Origin of the sequence: Actinoallomurus sp. NPDC050550, from assembly GCF_040655075.1 — a bacterium.
GTDB lineage: Bacteria > Actinomycetota > Actinomycetes > Streptosporangiales > Streptosporangiaceae > Actinoallomurus.
Window position 1 is genome coordinate 7,516 of the sequence record NZ_JBFAJC010000008.1, and the last position, 17,885, is coordinate 25,400.

Genomic DNA, 17,885 nt, shown 5'->3' on the forward strand with positions numbered 1-17,885 from the left:
CACTCGTGTTCATCCGGTGCTCCCCTCGATGCCGCGTGTGGAGCCGTCGATCAGGTCCAGCAGCTCATCCATGCTGAGTTCGTCCAGGGATCCGGCAGGCGACCCGGCTGGCGGCGCGTCCGGTGCCCGCGATTCTCGCGCCGCACGCGGCTCCGTCACATCCGGCACCAGCCGTTCGGCCAGGGCGGCCACCGTCGGGGAGCCGAACAGGGCGCTGACGGCCAACCGGATGCCGAACACCGCCTCGATCCGGTTGCGCAGTTCCAGCGTCATCAGTGAGTCCATGCCGAGGTCGGCGAAGGTGCCCTGCCGGTCGATCCGGTCGGGTGCCAGGTGCAGGATCCGGCCCAGCTGCTCGCCGACCAGTTCCTCGACGAGTGCGGGGACCTCCTCCGGCATGGCGGCGGCGAGCCGTGCTCGTCCCTCCGGCTGCGACGGCGTTCCGGTCTCCGGGTCCCGGATCTCGCGGCCCAGCTCCGAGAGGAGGGCCGAGCCCGCGGCGGCCGGGTAGAACTCCATCCACTGACGAAGGTTCAGGCGCACCGCGGCGATCTGCGGCGGCGCGCTCCGCAGGAGCCGGCCGAGGATCTCCATCCCCTCCCGTGGCTCGATCCCGGTGACTCCGAGTGCGGACAGGCGTTCACCCTCCAGGGAGCGATCCGCCATGATCCCGGAGGTCGCGTACAGGCCCCAGTCCACGCACACGGCGGGCAGGCCGGCGCGCCGGCGATGCCGGGCGAGCGCGCCGAGGAACGCGTTGGCCGCGGCGTAACCGGCCTGGCCGGGTGACCCCAGGACGGTGGCCGCCGACGAGTACAGGACGAAGAGGTCCAGCGGCCGGTCGCGGGTCAGCTCGTGCAGGTTCCACGCGCCGAGTGCCTTCGGCGCCATGACCCGCTCGTACCGCTCGGCGTCGAGTTCCAGCACCGTACGGTCGTCCAGCACCATCGCCATGTGCACGACGCCGCGCAGCGGCGGGCCGCCATCGTCGATCCCGGCGAGGACGCGGGCGACGTCCGTCCGCCGCGACACGTCGCCGCGCGCGATGACGACCTCGGCGCCCGCCGCCTGGATCCGCTCGACCCGCTCCAGGACCTTCGGCGCCGGCTCGCTCCGGCCCATCAGGACCAGGCGTGCGGCGCCACGGTCCGCGAGCCACTGGGCCACCTCGAGGCCGAGCCCGCCCATCCCGCCGCTGATCAGGTACGTACCCGGGCCCACCGCGGGCCGCGGCCGGGTGCCCAGGTAGGTGTCCTCGAAGGAGGCCCGCACCAGGCGCGCGACGTACCGCCCGTCCGTGCGCAGCGCCATCTCGTCCTCGTCACCGGACTCGGCGAGAGTCTCGGCGAGCCTTTCGGCGGCCGGGATGCCCTCCGCTCCGGCGTGGAGGTCGATGCGCATGGTGGCGAACTCCGGATGCTCCATGGCCAGGGTCCTGGCGAACCCCCACAACGGAGCCTGGGAGACCCCGGTGAGCCCGTCCTCCGCGACCACGTCATGGGCGTCGCGCGTGACCAGCCACAGCCGGGGGGTGTTCCGCCACCCGGCGCGTACGACGGCCTGGACGAGCCGGAGCACGCTCAGGCCACCGAGACGCTGATCGTGCGACAGGGTCTCGGCGGTGACCCGCTCGCCGGCGTCCAGGCTCCACAGATGCACGATTCCCGCGCAGGCGCCTCCGCCGAACGCGTCGTCGAGCAGGTCGGTCCACGATCGGGCGTCCTCCGGATCGATCTCGTACGCGTCGGTTTCCAGTCGGCGGTAGGCGGCCCCGGCCATGACGCGGACGCACCGCACGCCCTGTGCGTCGAGCAGCGCGGTCAGCGCCTCGCCGACGCCGGACCGGTCGCTCAGGACGAGCCAGGGTCCGTCGGCGGGCGCCACCGCGGTCCCGCCGGGCGTGCCCGCCGGGCGCCACTCCAGCCGGTACAGCCAGTCCTCGTACGGCTCCCGGACGGTGGAAGCCGAGGTCAGCCGTCGTACGGACAGCCGCTCGACGTCGGCCAGCACGTGCCCGTCGTTGTCGATCAGCCGCAGGTCGCCGGTGAACAGGTCGGCGTCCGTGTCCTCCTCCGCCGGGGCGTGACGCGGCCGGGCGTGCACCCAGACCCGCTCGGTCGGCCGTCGGTGAAGCCGGAGCCGCTCCAGGCCGACCGGGACGAACGCTCCGGTGTCGTTTTCGCCGAGCAGCAGTCCGCCGAGAACCTGGAAGCAGGCGTCGAGCATCGCGGGATGGACCAGGTACTCCGCGGGTGACGAGGCCGGATCCTCCGGCAGCCGTATCAGCCCGAGGGCCTCCCCGGAGCCGAGCCACAGCCGCTGGACGCCCTGGAAGCCCGCGCCGTAGTCGATCGCGTGGTCCCGGTAACTCCGGTAGAGCCGGTCGGACGGCACGTCGACCGGGCACCGGCCGCGGACGTCGTCCGGCCGCTCGCCCCGGGCGGGTGGGGCCACCGCCGACGCGGGTAGGACGGTGCCGGCCGCGTGCCGTGTCCAATTCTCATCGCCGTCGGTCCGGCCGAAGAACCGGAAGGACGCGTCGTCCTCGTGCCGCTCCAGCACCAGCTGGACGGTCCGCGAGCCGTCGCGCGGCAGCACGGCCATCCGTTCGAAGCGGACATCGGTGAGCAGGTGCGGACCGGGGCCGTACGTCTGGCCTGCCGCCGCGAGCGCCGCTTCGACGAAGGCGGCGGCGGGCAGCACGACCTCGCCCTCCACGCGGTGGTCTGCGAGGTAGGCGGGGCTCGAGGGCGTGAGCTCCCGCTGCCAGATACGCGTTCCGGGCAGCGACGCGATGCCCACCGAGGGACCCAGCAGTGGGTGCCCGTCGACCTGCCGTGGCCGATCGGTGCCCGCACCGGCGGCGACCCAGTAGCGCTCCCGCTGCCACGGGTACACCGGCAGCGGGACACAGCGCCCGCCTGCCGCGTGGTACTTCTCCCAGTCCACCGGGCAGCCGTGCGCGTACAAGGCGGCCAGCGCCTCGGACAGGACCTGCCGCTCGGTGCCGTGCCGTCGTGAGGACGCGACGGTGATCCCCTCATGTCCGCCGGTCGCGATCTCCTCGTCGACGGCCGGCGTCAGCACCGGGTGCGGGCTCAGCTCGACGAACAGGGCATGGCCGTCATCCAGGAGGCCGCGCACGGAGGATGAGAACAGCACCGGATCGCGCAGGTTGCGCGCCCAGTAGCCGGCGTCGAGCTCGTTCCCGTCGCACGGAGTGCCGGTGACCGTGGACCGCATGGGAATCCGTGTGGTCATCGGCCGGATGTCCGTCAGCGTGTCACGCAGCTCCTCGAGCAGCGGCTCGACCTGCGGGCTGTGCGAGGCGACCTCGACCTTGACGTGGCGTCCGAAGACGCCGGCCTTGGCGAGTTCGTCGAGTAGTTCCCGCACCGCGTCGGGATCCCCGGACACCACGGTGGAGCGCGGGCTGTTCGCCGCCGCGACCGACAGCCTGTCCGCGTGGCGGGACACGGCGCTTTGCGCCTCGGCCATGGGCAGCTCGACGAGGGCCATCGCCCCACGCCCGGCCAGCCGCCGCAGCAGCCCGCTGCGGCGGCAGACGACGCGTACGGCGTCGTCCAGGGTGAGCGCTCCGGCCACGTGCGCGGCGGCGACCTCGCCCATGCTGTGGCCGACGACGGCGTCCGGCTCGACGCCCCACGATCGCCACAATGCGGCCAGCGCGACGCTCATCGCGAACAGGACCGGCTGGACAACGTCGATCCGTTCCAGCCGGGACCGGTCCTCGGGGGCGTGGAGTTCCTCGATGAGCGACCAGCCGGTCTCCCGGCGGATCGCGTCGTCGCAGGCCTCGATCGCGGCCCGGAAGACCGGTTCGGTCGCGAGGAGTTCGCGGCCCATGCCCGTCCACTGGGCGCCCTGACCGGGGAAGACGAACACCACCTTCTGGGCTCTGTCGCCACGGGCACGGCCGTCCGCCACGCCGGGAAGGCTCAGGCCCGTCGCGAAGGCGCCGGCCAGCTCGGCGAGGTGCTCGCGGGAGCGCGCCGTGAACGCGGCCCGCCGCTCGTGGTGGTGCCGGCGCACGGCGGCCGTGTAGGCGATGTCGGCGAGGCCGGGAACCACCTCATCGTGCGCGGCGGCGCCGTCGGGCGGGGCGGTCAGGAGAGCCGCGTAGGAGCCCGCCAGCTCCCTTAGGGCGGTGTCGTCGCGTGCGGAGATCGGGACCACGATGGTGCGCTCGGTGTCCGGTGACGCGGCCGGCCGGGCCGTGTCCGGCGCCTCTTCCAGGATGACGTGGGCGTTGGTGCCGCTGATCCCGAAGGAGCTCACCCCTGCGAGGCGGGGATGTCCGGCGGACCGAGGCCAGTCGACCGGTTCGGCGGGCAGCAGGAACGGCGTCCCGCTCAGATCGATCCGGGGATTCCGCGTGCGGAGGTGCAGGTTGGCCGGGATGCGTTCCCGCCGCATCGCGAGCACCGTCTTGATCACGCCGGCGACGCCGGCGGCCGCCTCGAGGTGCCCGATGTTGGTCTTCACCGCGCCGAGCACACAACGGCCGGCATCCTCCCGGGGTGCGCCGAGCACGCTGGTGAGGGCCTCGACCTCGATGGGATCTCCGAGCGGTGTGCCGGTCCCGTGCGTCTCGACGTACCCGATGTCGGCGGCGTGGACGCGCGCGTTGGCCAGTGCCTGGCACAGCAGGTCCTTCTGCGCACTGACGTTCGGGGCGGTGAGCCCGGCCGAACGGCCGTCCTGGTTGACGGCCGACCCTCGGATCACCGCGAGCACGGGATCGCCGTCGGCCACCGCGGCCGACAGACGCTTCAGGATCAGCACGCCGCAGCCTTCGCCGCGGACGTATCCGTTGGCCTGGGCGTCGAAGGTCCTGCAGCGTCCGTCGGGGGAGAGGGCCTGCCCGGCGGCCAGCATGCGGCTCATGTCGGGCGTCAGCATCAGGTTCACCCCGCCCGCGAGCGCCAGCGTGCTCTCGCCCGACCGCAGACTCTGGCAGGCGAGGTGGACGGCCACGAGGGAGGACGAGCAGGCGGTGTCGACCGTCATGCTCGGTCCTTCCAGCCCGAGGACGTAGGAGAGCCGGCCGGCGGGGAAGGAGTGCCCGTTCCCGGTCACCGTGTAGATGTCCCGGGCACCACCGGCGCACAGCCGGTCGTAGTCGGTCACGACGACGCCTACGAAGACGCCGGTCCGTGAGCCGGTGAGCAGCCGCGGAGTCTGGCCGGCCCGTTCCAGAGCCTCCCACGCGACCTCCAGCAGCAGGCGCTGCTGCGGATCCATCGTCTCGGCCTCACGCGGAGATATCCCGAAGAACGCGGCGTCGAAGCGATCCACGTCCTCGAGGAAGGCACCCCAGCGGGCCGGGTCCCGCCGCGGAACGGCCTCACCGTCCGGCGCGCCCCAGCGACCGGCCGGGACCTCGCCGACGGCGTCGACCCGCTGGTCGAGCAGCTGCCAGAAGCCGTCGGGGTCCGTGACGCCGCCGGGAAGCCGGCAGCCCATCCCGGTGATCGCGATCGGCTCCGTCCGCGACCGCGCCTCGGCGTCCAGCCGTGCCTGGAGCCTCTTGATCGTGATCAGGGCCTGCTTGACCGTGGAGGTGGCCTGGTCACTCATCCGTCTTCTCCGCCTCGATGAGCCGCAGCAGCAGCCGTTCGGCCTCTTCATCGGACATGGCCTCGATGTCGAGTTCGTTGAAGGCGGCGTCGGCGCCGGGCGCCGCGCCCGGTCCGACGCCGGTCTCACCCGCGTCGCCGGCGTCCGCGGACGCCGTGCCGGAGGGGGCGCCCAAATCGAGTTCGGTCAGGATGTGGTCGGCCAGCGCGGCGATGGTGGAACACGTGAACAGCAACGCCACCGGCAGCCGTGTGCCGAGAACCGCCTCCAGCCGGTTCCGGTACTCCACCGCCATCAGCGACTCCAGACCCATGGTCTGGAAGGGCGTCGTGCGGTCCAGCCGGGCCGGATCCTGCTGAAGCGTGAGGGCGAGCCGACCGCGCAGGTGGTCTTCCAGCCTGGACCGGCGTTCCCCCTCGCGCAGCCCTGCCAGCTCCCGTCGCAGTGACGCGCCGTCCGCCGCGATGGCGGGCGGTTCGGCGAGGAGATCGGAGAGCAGGGGTGAGGCGGCGGCGCCGGGATGCGTCTGTACCCAGTGGCGTGCGTTCAGCCTGAGCACCGCGAGCGATCCCGGGCCTGCCGCGCTGAACCGCCGCAACGCCCGTGCGCAGTCCGCCGTCGTGACCTCCTCGACACCCTGTGCCGCGAGACGGTTCCCCCCATCGATGGCCCGGCCCCTGGACTCGTCCGGTGCGACCGGTCCGCAGCCGACGCCGGTGGCCCGCAGCCCGGCCAGCCGCCGGTGGGCGGCCAGCGCGTCGAGGAACGCGTCTCCGGCGGCGCGGACGGCCTGCCCCGGGAATCCCAGCAGCGGGGCCGCGGAGGACCACAGCACGAAGTAGTCCAGCTCACGGTCGGCGGTCAGCGCGTGCAGGTTCCAGGCGCCCGCCATCGTCGACGCCAGGCCCGCGGTCAGGCGGTCCGCGGTGAGATTCCCGACGGCCGCGTCGTCGACGATCCCGTCGCTCCCGGCGTAGACGACGCCGCGGAGGTCGCCGATGCCGGCGAGCACCGCGGCCGCGTCGCCGGGGTCTGAGACGTCCGCGCGGACCAGCCGGACGCCCACGCGGCCCGCCATCGCCGCCGTGATCGCCTCGGCGGCGGCCTCGCGGTGGACGACCAAGAGCTCCGGCGTGTCCCCGGCGGTCGGCCGGTCCGCCAATGCCGCGATGAGCGGGAGGGATCCACCCACGACGAGATGGGTGCCCCCGGCGGCCGGCCGCGCGTCGTTCCGCCGGCCCGCGTCGGCCGGGCCGGCCGGCGGTGTCCGCGCGAGACGCAGTACCCGGCGGCCGCCGTCGCGGAAGGCGACGTCCGTCTCCGGCCCGTCCGCGAGGACCTCCCGGCACAGGACCGCCGCCTCATCGGCGGGCAGGCCGGGGTCCAGATCGACGCGCGTGCACGCGAGCTCGGGATGCTCGGTGGCGATCACGCGGCCGAGGCCCCACACGGGCGCCTGCGCCGCCGACACCGGGCCCGACCCGGCCGCCTGCGCGCCACGGGTGACCAGCCATAGCCGGGGCGTGTCCCGCCGGCCCGCCGCCGCCAGCGCCTGCGCGGTGTGCAGAACGCCGGCGGCGACGCGACCCGCCGCGAGAGTCGCGTCCTGCCGCCGATGACCAGGGCGCGCCGCCTCCGTCGGCGGAGTGTCGAGCGCGCCGAGGTGGACGACGCAGGACGGAGGTTCGGGGAACGCGGCGGACAGCAGGGCGCCGACCGCTCCGGGCTCGCCTGGGTCGAGGTGGATCACGTCCGGGTCCGTCTCCTCGTACGGCCGGTCGAGTACGGCCAGCACGCAGCGCCGGCCCCGCGCCCGCAACGCGGCGGCCAGCGCGTGGCCGCTCCCGCCCCGGTCGGCCAGCACCAGCACGGTGCCGGCCCGGCCCGGGACGGCCGACGGCTGCTCCGTGCCGCGCCATTCGAGCGCGTAGAGCACCTCGTCACCGGCGTCCACACGTGTCGGCGTGGAGGGCGGCAGCGGTCGCAGCCGCAGGCCGTCGGCCACGCCGACCTCCCGTCCGTCCACGCCGACCAGCCGCAGATCCGCGACGCGTTCACGGCCGTCTTCCGGACGGAGCCGGACATGCGCCCAGACTTCGCCCGTGCCCGGGCCGTCGAGCCGGAACCGGTCGACCGAGGTGATCATGTGGGAACCTCCGTCGCTGGCGTCGCACAGCGCGGCGGCGACCTGAAGGCAGGAGTCCAGCATCGCGGGATCCATCCGGTGACCGGACGGCGACACCGGTTCGGCGGGCAGGGCGATCCGGCCGAGCGCCTCGTCCGCTCCCAGCCACAGGTCGCGCACGCCGCGCAGAGGCTCGTCGAACTCCAGACCCGACTCCGACAGCCGGCGGTAGTGCTCGATCCCGGGACGGTGCTCGGAGCACCGGTTTCGGATCCGGTCGATCGGCTCTTCGGCCGCCCGCCGGTCGTCCGGCGGTGCGTGTCGCACCACGCCGTGACAGTGCCGGACCCAGGAGTCGCCGGCCTTGCTGGACACCTGGAAGTCCACTCGGCCGGGCCCTTGCTCCTCGGCCACGGCCTGAACCGTCGGTTCGTCCTCCGGAGATATGGTCAGCAGCCGTTCGAAGGTCAGGCCGGTCACCTCCACCGGCTGCCCCGGCCACAGCCGGGCACCCGCGGACGACGCCATCTCGAGGTACGCGGCGGCCGACAGCACCGTCTCACCGCGCACGTTCAGGGCGGTGAGGAACGGCGACCTCGTCACGCTCAACCGCTGCTGCCAGTACGTGGTTCCGGGATGCACGGACGACGTGAGGGACGAGCCCAGCTGGGGGTGACCGCGGTCGCTCCAGGACGGCTGGAGCGAAGCGCCGCCCGACCAGGGCGGCGTCAGCCAGTACCGTCGTCGCTGCCAGGGATAGGCGGGCAGCGGAACACGGCGTCCCCAGTCACCGGCGAGCCGCTCCCAGTCGACCGGGTGCCCGTCGGCGAAGAGCGCTCCGACCGACCGGAGAAGCGACTCACTCCCGTCCTGCTGCCGGCGCAGCGACCCGACGGCCCGCCCCTCCACTCCCGCGTGCGCCAGGCACTCCTCGATGTTAGCGACCAGCACCGGATGCGGACCGACCTCCAGGAACGTGCGGTGGCCGGCGGAGAGGGCCGACTCCATCGCGTCGGCGAAGCGTACGGTGTCCCGGACATTGTCGGCCCAGTAGGCGCCGTCCAGCTCCGGTCCCTTTATCTCCTCCCCGGTCACCGTACTGTAAATGGGGAGCCGGGCCCGTCCCGGGCGTGACTCGTCCAGCGCTCGCGCCAGCTCGTCATGGAACGGCGTCATCTGCCCGCTGTGGAAGGCATAGTCGACGCGCAGATCACGACAGTGGACGCCGTCCTCCCGCAGTCGCCGCAGCAGGTCCGCGAGTGCCTCCGCCGCACCGGAGAACACCACCGATCCCGGATCGTTGACAGCGGCGATCGCGAGCCTCCCGCCGTACCCGGCGACCAGGTTCCGGGCACGACCGCGCGGAAGCTCGGCGGCGCCCATCCGTCCGAGCCCGGCGGCCCGTTCCATGAGGCGCCCGCGATGGTGGACGATCCGTATCGCGTCCTCCAGGCCGATGACTCCCGCGACGTGTGCGGCCGCGACCTCCCCGACGCTGTGACCGACGACGGCGGCGGGCGTGATCCCCCAGGACCGCCACAGGGCCGCCAACCCCACCTCGACCGCGAACAGCGCCGGTTGTGCCACCGACGTACGGTCGAGCCGACCCGCGTCCTCCGTACCGGCCAGTTCTGCCAGCAACGACCAGCCGGCGAGGGGCCGCAGAGCCTCGTCGCACGACTCGACGACCCGGCGGAACACCGGTTCGCGGTCCAGAAGGTCCCGGCCCATGCCGGCCCACTGCGAGCCCTGCCCGGAGAACACGAACACCGGCGGCGGACGGTCCCCGGAGGAGACCCGCCCTGAAGCCGTTCCGGCGCGCGGTTCGCCGTCCGCCGCCACGCGCAGTGAGCCGGCGATCTCCTCGGCGGTCCGGCCTACGACGGTGAGCCGGTGTTCGTGGTGCGTACGGCGCACGGCGCTCGTGTGGCACAGGTCGCCGACTGGCGCGTCACCGCCCTCGCGGAACCGATCCGCGAGTGCCCGCGCCGCGTCCCGCAACGCCTCCGGCGTGCGGGCCGTCACCACCGCGATCCGTACCGAGGCCACGTCGTCCACGGGTACACCGTCCACGCGCTGCAGGTCGACGGCGGCGCCGCTGGCGTACAGGGCGCCGAGGGATTCCAGCGGTGTGGCGCGCCCGCGGTCACCGCGCCGGAGGGACGGCAGCACGAGCACCTCCGGTCTGCCAGGCCCGTCCCGGAGGGCGTCGTACCGGGCGGCCTGGCCGCCTTCCGGCCCGACCGTGTCCGGCCGGACGTGCTGCCGTATCGCGTCGACGAGCACCGGGTGGGGGTCCAGGTCCACGAAGACGTCGTGGCCCTCGTCGAGCAACCCGCGGACGGTGGAGGAGAACAGCCACGGGTCGCGTTCGGTCCGTACCCAGTGCTCCGCGGTGAGACGCCGGCCGTCCAGCGGGCCGCCGTTGACCGACGAGTGGAATGGGACGCGGGCGTCCCGGGGACGCAGCCATGCCAGCGCCTGCGTGAGCTCATCGCGGATGTCGTCCACGAAGGGACTGTGCGACGCGTAGTCCACCCGGATGCGCCCGCAACGGACGCCACCGGCCTCCAGGACGGTCAGGACGTGCCCGAGCGCGTCACGGTCCCCGGAGAGGACCGTCGACCGTGGACCGGCCTCACCGGCCACCCACACTCTGCCCGGATGCTCGTCCAGCACGGCGCGTGCCTCGGCCGCCGAGCACTCGGCGACCGCCATCCCGCCCCGGCCGCGCAGGCGGCCGGCGATCCGGCTGCGCACGCACATGAGGCGGGCGGCGTCATCCAGGTCCAGCACCCCGGAGACATGGGCCGCCGCGACCTCGCCCATGCTCATGCCGACCACCGCGTCCGGCTCGACGCCCCACGACCGCCACAACTCCGCGAGCGCGACCTGGACGGCGAAGATGGCCGGCTGCACCACCGGCGTGCTCTCCAGCCAGGCCTCGTCGTCGCCGGAGAGAACCTGGAGCAGCGACCAGTCCGCGTACGGGCGCATCGCCTCAGCACATCGGCGCAGAGCGGAACGGAAGACGGGTTCTTCCCGCAGCAGCCGCACGCCCATCGCCGGCCACTGCGCGCCCTGACCGCCGAATGCGAACACCGTCTTCGGCCGTTCACCGCCGGGCCGTCCGTCGCGGACGCCGGGATGAGCGCGGCCGGCGAGGAAGTCGTCCGCTCGGGCGATGAGGTCGTCCCGTGACCGGGCGGTCAGCGCCAGCCGGTGCCGCCGGCCGTCGCCGGCTGGCGGGGCGAGCCGGGGAGGCCACGGTCCTGGACCGGTCACGGCCGACGCCAGGTCGCGTACGGCCGATCGCAGCGCTTCGGGCGTGGCGGCCTCCACCGGCACCAGCCATGCCGCCTCTTCGCCTAGGCCCTCGAGCACGAGGTGGCAGTTGGTGCCACCGAAACCGAATCCGCTCACGCCGGCGAGCAGGCGCCCCTCTTCATCGCCGGGCCAGTCCTCCGGCTCACGCTGGACGCGCAGGGCCCACTCCTCGAAGGGGATGTGGGGATTCGGACGCTCGAATCGCACGCTCGGCGGCAGGACCCGATGCCTCATCGCGAGAGCAACCTTGATCACGCCGGCGATGCCCGCGGCCGCCTCCAGGTGACCGATGTTCGCCTTGACGGACCCGATCCGCAGCGCACGCTCCCGCGGCCGCCCGGCGCACAGCACGGCGCTCAGCGCCTCGGCCTCGATGGGGTCGCCGAGCCGGGTGCCGGTGCCGTGGGCCTCCACGTACTGGACATCGGCCGGACGCACGCCGGCCCGGGCGTACGCCTGCCGGAGAACGGCCTCTTGGGCCTGGGGGCTCGGCGCGGTCAGGCTGTTGCCGCCCCCGTCGTTGTTCACCGCTCCGCCTCGGATCACGCAGTGGACGGGGTCGCCGTCGGCCAATGCGCGACTGAGCCGCTTGAGGACGATGAGGCCGCCTCCCTCTCCTCGCCCGTAGCCGTCCGCGCTCCCGTCGAACGCCTTGGACCGGCCGTCAGGGGAGAGGGCGCCCAACCGGTCGAGCGAGAGCATCGTGTTCGGGTCGAGCATGAGGTTCACGCCGCCGGCGAGGGCGAGGTCGCACTCACCGCGCAGCAGGCTCTGGGCGGCCAGGTGCACGGCGACCAGAGAGGACGAGCATGCGGTGTTCACGGCCATGCTCGGTCCGCACAGGCCGAGTGTGTACGAGACACGGGCCGGGACGATGCTCAGGTCGTTGCCGGCGGTGGTGTGCGGCCCGATGAGGCCGGCCTGGCCCCATCGGCTCGCCCCGTACTCGTTCCACATGGCGCCCACGAAGACGCCCGTACCGCTGCCGCCGAGGTCATCTGGGGGTACGCCCGCGTCTTCCAGCGCCTCCCAGGCCAGTTCCAGCATCAGACGTTGTTGCGGATCGATGTGGGCGGCCTCGCGCGGGGAGATTCCGAAGAACTCCGGGTCGAACCGATCCACCTGGGTGAGGAATCCGCCACGTGCCGCGCCCACGGCCCCCGGGAGGTCGGCGGCGTGCCACCGGTCGGCGGGAACGTCGGTGATCGCGTCCTCGCCGCTGCTCAGCAGGTGCCAGAAGGCGTCGGCGTTCGCCGTTCCGGGGAACCGGCAGGAGAGCCCGATGACCGCGATCGGCTCGTCCCCGGTCACGACGTCGGCGGGCGGGGCGTGCGCGAGGACCGTTGTCGTCTCGCCCATGAGATGAGCCGCCAAGGCCTGCGGGCTGCGGTACTTCCACGGCAGCGCCGGGGAGACCGGGCGTTCCAGCGCCCGTTCCAGGGCTTCGGAAAGCCGGGTCAGCGTCAGCGAGTCCACGCCGTACCGGCCGAAGGGCTCATGTCCGTCGATGCCGTCCGGCGTCGGCTCCCAGTGCTCGGTGAGCCAGTCGACGATCCACGTGCGTATGGCATCGACGGATCCGGGTCGCATTTCGGCCCTCCAGCGACATCCTTGGCCGCTGACGGGCGTCATACGTCTCGCGTGCGAGAAGACCGGATGAGTGCCGTTGAGCTGCCGTTGCGGACGGTATTTAACCAAATATGCGGCACGGGCGGTATTCAGACCGATAAAAGTTAAGGGTGTAGCTCGAACGTAGTGAGGCTCTGAACTTGGCTGTTGTGGGCTTGATGGTGCTCCTTGAAGACGGCCACCCCTGCTCGCGGTCCCCAGTTGGTTGCTGGCTCGACCAAGGGCGGGTTCGTCAGGTCCGCGCTGCGGGCCGTGGTCGCTTACCTGCCAGGTCATCGCCGAGGCCGAACCCCTTGGCCGACTTCGTCCCCGACGGGATCGTCGACCGGTTGTGCCTGCTCGGCCCGGCGTCCGCGCATGTGGACCGTGTCGGTGCCGAAAATTCGGCTACGGGCTCTGAGCTGGGGGTTCGTCGTTTCGCTGACGAGTTACGTTGTGGTCGGCAGGATCGAGTCTCGTGGGTCTTGGACTGCTGTATCTGATCTTCGTCCGGCTCGTCGGCTGGCTGGCCCTACTCGGCCGGTCCGATCGGTCCAAAGACATCGAGATTTTGGTGCTGCGCCATCAACTCGCGGTGCTGCGCCGGCAGGTCTCCCGTCCGCGTTGGTCATGGGCCGACCGAGCGATCGTCACGGCGCTGCCCGGGCTTCTTCCGAAAGCGAGACGAGCCGGGATGCTCATCACGCCGGGAACGCTACTACGTTGGCACGCCGACCTGGTGAAACGGCGTTGGACGTACAAGCGGCGAAGCCAGGGCCGACCGCCACTACGGCCAGCACTGCGGGAGTTGGTGCTGCGGCCGGCGACCGAGAACCCCCCGTGGGGATACAGGCGAATCGTTGGGGAACTGGCCGGCTTGGGCCGCAAGGTCGCGCCGTCGACGGTGTGGGCGATCTTGAAGAAGGCCGGTATCGACCCCGCACCACGACAATCCGGCCCCACCTGGGGCGAGTTCCTCAAAGCTCAGGCCGCCGGGATCGTGGCGTGTGATTTCTTCAGCGTCGAGACGATCACCTTGGCCCGGTTGTACTGCTTCGCGGTCGTGGAGCACGCGACCCGCAGAGTCCATGTACTTGGTGTCACCGCCCACCCAACTGCCGCCTGGGTGACCCAGCAGGCCCGCAACCTGTTACTCGACCTCGATGATCAGGTGGACCGGTTCGCGTTCTTGATCCGGGACCGGGACACCAGGTTCACGGCCGGCTTCGATGCGGTGTTCCAGTCCGAGGGCATCTGGATCATCAAGACACCGGTCCGGGCGCCTCGAACGAACGCGATCATGGAACGCTGGGTGGGCAGCGTACGCCGCGAGATCCTCGACCGGATCTTGATCATCAACGCAACGCATCTGCGGAAGGTTCTCGCCGAGTATGAGGACCACTTCAACGCCCACCGTCCCCACCGCGCCTTGAACCAGGCCGGCCCGCTCAGACCGTTACCCGCCCTCAGCGACGCCGACACCAAGGTCACCCGACGAGATCGACTCGCCGGTCTGCTTCACGAATACTCGCAGGTCGCATAGGGCGGCCGAGTTTTCGGCACGGACACGTCCGGGCATGCGGGCACTTCCCCAACGAGCAGGCCGCGCTCCAAGTGCGTGTACATGTCGCTGATGAGCCTGGACCCGACCGGCAAAGGCCGCAAGAGATGGACCCAGCGCTGGAAGGCGCCCCTCAACGCCTTCCAGATCGCCTTCGAAGGCCGCCTTACCCCGGCCACGGACTGAACCCCTAACAACCAAGATCAGCCGTTAAGTTGACACTCCCGAGGGGGGTATCTCTCTACGAGTTACAGACACCCCAGGTCACGTCGGGACTGTACGGGCCGAAAAGAGCGACAGAGCCGTTAGCTGGACAGACCCTCGTCTGCCGGTGGTGTGCGAGCGCTGTCATCGGCGGCGATCTGTGCCGCCCGGACTTCATCGAGGTAGTTGTAGATCGTAAAGCGGGAGACGCTCAATGTCTGGGCGACGTAGTCGATTGCCCCCCGGACCAGAAAGACTTCTCGTTCATCGAGGAAGGCGACGACCTTGACTTTGTCGGATTTGGTCATCTCGGAGACGGGAATGCCGACCTCGTCGATGCTCTGCCGGATGATGTGCCGGAGGATGCTGAGGACCCCGGAGTCCTCGATGAGTTTTTCCGACTCGGGTGGGTCGAGCTCGTGTCCGGTGACGAATGAGTCGATCACGTTCTTGACCGCATAGAACTTGCCGAGGTCATAGTTGACGGCGAATGCGGCAATTACGTCACCGTTCTCATCGCGGACAACGAGGGTTGACGACTTAAGGACCTTGCCCTCCTTGGTCTTTGTGATGTAGTCGGTCAACATGTCGTCGTGGAAGCGCTCGGAACGAAGGATGGCAGCGAGATCACGGATCCCGTCACCGACCTTGCGGCCCGTAACGTGGCCGTTCTCGATGTGCACGATGGACGAGGCCGGGTCATGGAGGTCGTGCACCACCGTTTCGCATCCCTCACCGAACATATCGGCGACGGCCGTCGCGATGTTGCGGAGGATGTTGAAGACCACAAGGTGGTCTTGCCGCAGGCTTGATTGGCTGCGACGGTCGTCATTCACTGCTGGATCTTCCGTTCTCGAGAGGACTTCCCTATGAACGCGTGAGCCGTGCCCTCAGTCCACGGCGGCTTCGATCGAGCCTATCGATAGGTACTTGACATCGAGGTACTCCGCGATGCCTTCGGCTCCGCCTTCGTGACCTATGCCAGACGCCTTGATCCCGCCGAAGGGAGCCTGGGCGGTCGACGGGATCCCGTCGTTCGCGCCGATCACCCCGAACTCGAGTCGTTCGGCCAGGCGTAGAACGCGTCCCACGTCCCGGGTGAAGTAGTAGGCCGCGAGGCCGTACGGGGTGGAGTTCGCGAGAGCCACGGCCTCCTGCTCACTCTCGAAGGTGCTGATCGCAACTACTGGACCGAAGGTCTCCTCGCGGCTTATCCGCATTGTTGGGTCGACGCCGCGCAGCACGGTCGGTGCGAAGAACGGTCCACCGGCGACGGTCCGACTGCCACCGGTGAGGAGGTCAGCTCCGTTGGCGATCGCATCGGCGACGTGGGCCTCGACCTTCGCGACTGCGGGCTCGGAGATCAGTGGACCGACGTCGGTCCTGTCGTCGAGACCGTTTCCCACGACGAGCTCGCCGAGCCGTTGGGCGAGACGCTCGGCGAATCGGTCGACGACCGCGCGATGGACGTAAAAGCGGTTCGCGGCGACGCAGGTCTGTCCCATATTGCGCATCTTGGACGCCACCGCTGCGTCGACGGCGATATCCAGGTCGGCATCCTCGAACACCAGGAATGGCGCGTGGCCGCCGAGTTCGAGGGACAACCGCTTCATGGTCGAAGCTGCCTGCGCCATGAGTGCTGTGCCGACGGTGGTCGACCCGGTGAAGGAGAGCTTCCGCACCCGCATGTCGGCCATGACGGGTTCGACGATGTCGGCCGCGTCGAGCCCGGCGACGACTGAGAACACGCCGGTCGGCAGCCCCACATCTGCGAATACTCGCGCGATCTCCAACGCTGACAAGGGTGTCAATTCGGACGGTTTGACCACCATGGTGCAGCCGGCGGCCAGCGCGGGGCCGAGCTTGCGCGTGATCATCGCGGCGGGGAAGTTCCAAGGAGTGACGCCGGCGGTGACGCCTACCGGGCGCTTGAGGACGAGCAGCCGCTTAGTGGGATCGGCGGAGGGGATCTGCCTCCCGTAGATGCGTTCGGCCTCTCCGGCGAACCAGCTCAGGAATGACGCGGCGTAGCGGATCTCTGTGCGCGACTCACGTAGTGGCTTGCCCTGCTCCCTGGTCATCAGGTGGGCGAGCAGGTCGATCCGCTCCAGCATCAGCCTGCCGGCCGCCGCGAGGATCTTCCCGCGGACGGGTGCGGGTGTGTCCGCCCACGCCGACTGGGCGCCTGCGGCGGCGGCGATCGCGCGTGACATCTCCGCGCGGCCGCCGTCGGGGAGCGAAGCGAGCACGTCGCCGGTGGCGGGGTCGGTGACGTCGAAGCGGCCACCACCGACCGCGTCGCGTACCCATTGCCCGTCGATGTAAAGGGCGTCGTGGACATCGAAGGTGTTCATCGTGTCTCCGATTCGGGTGTCGAAATGACGGTCCTGGTGGCCGCGGTCGCCCGACGTAGCGCCAGTTCGGCACCCTCCACGACGGAGGCGACGATCCGCGCAACGGGTTCGATGCCATGGATGAGTGGGGCGCTGGCACCCGCATAATGGGCGCCGGCTTCCCAATCGCCCTCGAAGCCCTCCCACGGCGAGGCATCGGTATAGCGCAGGAATGACCTGCCGTTGGGATGGGCGCCGATCACCTCGCCCTCCCCGGGGCGCTGGCCGGATCGAGGGCACCCTGCCTCCTCCCAACGGGACACGGTGGAGTTGCGTATCACCCGGTGCGGCGAGTCGGGCCATCCACCGTCGAACAGTCGTGTCTCCAGAAGATCGTCGAACCCGGCGTCGACCACCCGCTGCTTGTAGCCGGGATGGTTCGCGCTCTCCTCGCTTGCGACGAAGCGCGTACCCATCCAGACACCCTCGGCGCCCATGATGAGCGCGCTCGCCAGACCGCGACCGTCGGCGATGCCGCCCGCCGCGACGACCGGGATGCCGCCCGCGGCATCGACGATGGCTGGTAGCAGCGCGATCGTCCCTGCCGTGCCGACCAGATGACCGCCCGCGTCGCGGCCCTGGCAGACGAGGACGTCCACGCCGAGGTCGGCGGCGCGCGCGGCGTCAGCGAGGCGACCGACCGTCCAGAACACCGTGGCTCCGGCGGCCTTGGCCTGCTCGACGTACGGCTCGGGGTCTCCGTACCACAACGAAACAGTGCGGATCCCGGCATCAAGGGCGGCGGCGAGCCGCCGGCGCTGGTCACGAATCAAGGTGAGGTTCACCCCGAACCGAGTCGGCTCCACGACGCGGGTGTAGTCGGCGAGCGTGGTGACGATATCCGCCTCAGGCATGTGCATGAGCGCGACGAACGCGAACGCCCCCGCGTCGGCGACGGCAGTGACGAACCGCGGGGTCGAGCCCCGCCCCAACGGCGCGGCGATGACGGGGGCATCGATCCCTAGCCGGGCGGTGAGTGCGGTGTGCAGCGGCATGTTCCTCCTTGCCTCAGGCTGACGTCCGGGCGGCCATGGCTGCTCCGCCGTGCCAGTCGGGCGCGCTTGTC

6 protein-coding genes and 1 pseudogene are annotated in these 17,885 nt (G+C 71.1%); 2 read left to right on the forward strand and 5 right to left on the reverse strand.

From position 1 onward, the window contains the following. Positions 1-9 precede the first annotated feature (9 nt). The gene (locus AB0I04_RS13425; protein ID WP_360883223.1) at positions 10-5,601 is read right to left on the reverse strand and encodes a type I polyketide synthase; all 5,592 of its coding nucleotides are present in this window, start codon (positions 5,599-5,601) and stop codon (positions 10-12) included. Then, a complete protein-coding gene (locus tag AB0I04_RS13430; RefSeq protein WP_360883226.1) occupies positions 5,594-12,643 on the reverse strand; it encodes a type I polyketide synthase in 7,050 nt (2,349 codons plus the stop codon). The genes AB0I04_RS13425 and AB0I04_RS13430 overlap by 8 nt, the downstream gene beginning before the upstream one ends. Before the next feature lie 496 nt (positions 12,644-13,139). On the opposite strand from AB0I04_RS13430, the gene AB0I04_RS13435 reads away from it, so the two are divergent. Together AB0I04_RS13435 and AB0I04_RS13440 are read left to right on the forward strand one after the other, a co-directional pair. Beyond that, positions 13,140-14,204: an integrase core domain-containing protein gene (locus tag AB0I04_RS13435; RefSeq protein WP_360883229.1), complete on the forward strand. Its 1,065-nt coding sequence runs from the start codon at positions 13,140-13,142 to the stop codon at positions 14,202-14,204. Positions 14,205-14,230: 26 nt separating this feature from the next. After that, positions 14,231-14,408: pseudogene (locus AB0I04_RS13440) on the forward strand (IS256 family transposase); the annotation flags it as partial. Positions 14,409-14,527: 119 nt separating this feature from the next. Here the strand turns inward: AB0I04_RS13440 and AB0I04_RS13445 are convergent. The 3 genes from AB0I04_RS13445 to AB0I04_RS13455 are packed head-to-tail and all read right to left on the reverse strand — an operon-like array spanning position 14,528 to position 17,814. Then, entirely contained in the window at positions 14,528-15,262 is a 735-nt protein-coding gene (locus AB0I04_RS13445; protein WP_360883232.1) for a helix-turn-helix transcriptional regulator, read from the reverse strand. Positions 15,263-15,316: 54 nt separating this feature from the next. Beyond that, positions 15,317-16,780 (reverse strand): NAD-dependent succinate-semialdehyde dehydrogenase, encoded by a 1,464-nt coding sequence (locus AB0I04_RS13450; RefSeq protein WP_360883234.1) that lies wholly within the window; start codon positions 16,778-16,780, stop codon positions 15,317-15,319. Beyond that, on the reverse strand, positions 16,777-17,814 hold the full coding sequence (locus tag AB0I04_RS13455) for a nitronate monooxygenase (RefSeq protein ID WP_360883237.1): 1,038 nt from the start codon (positions 17,812-17,814) through the stop codon (positions 16,777-16,779). The genes AB0I04_RS13450 and AB0I04_RS13455 overlap by 4 nt, the downstream gene beginning before the upstream one ends. Between the last annotated feature and the right edge of the window lie 71 nt (positions 17,815-17,885).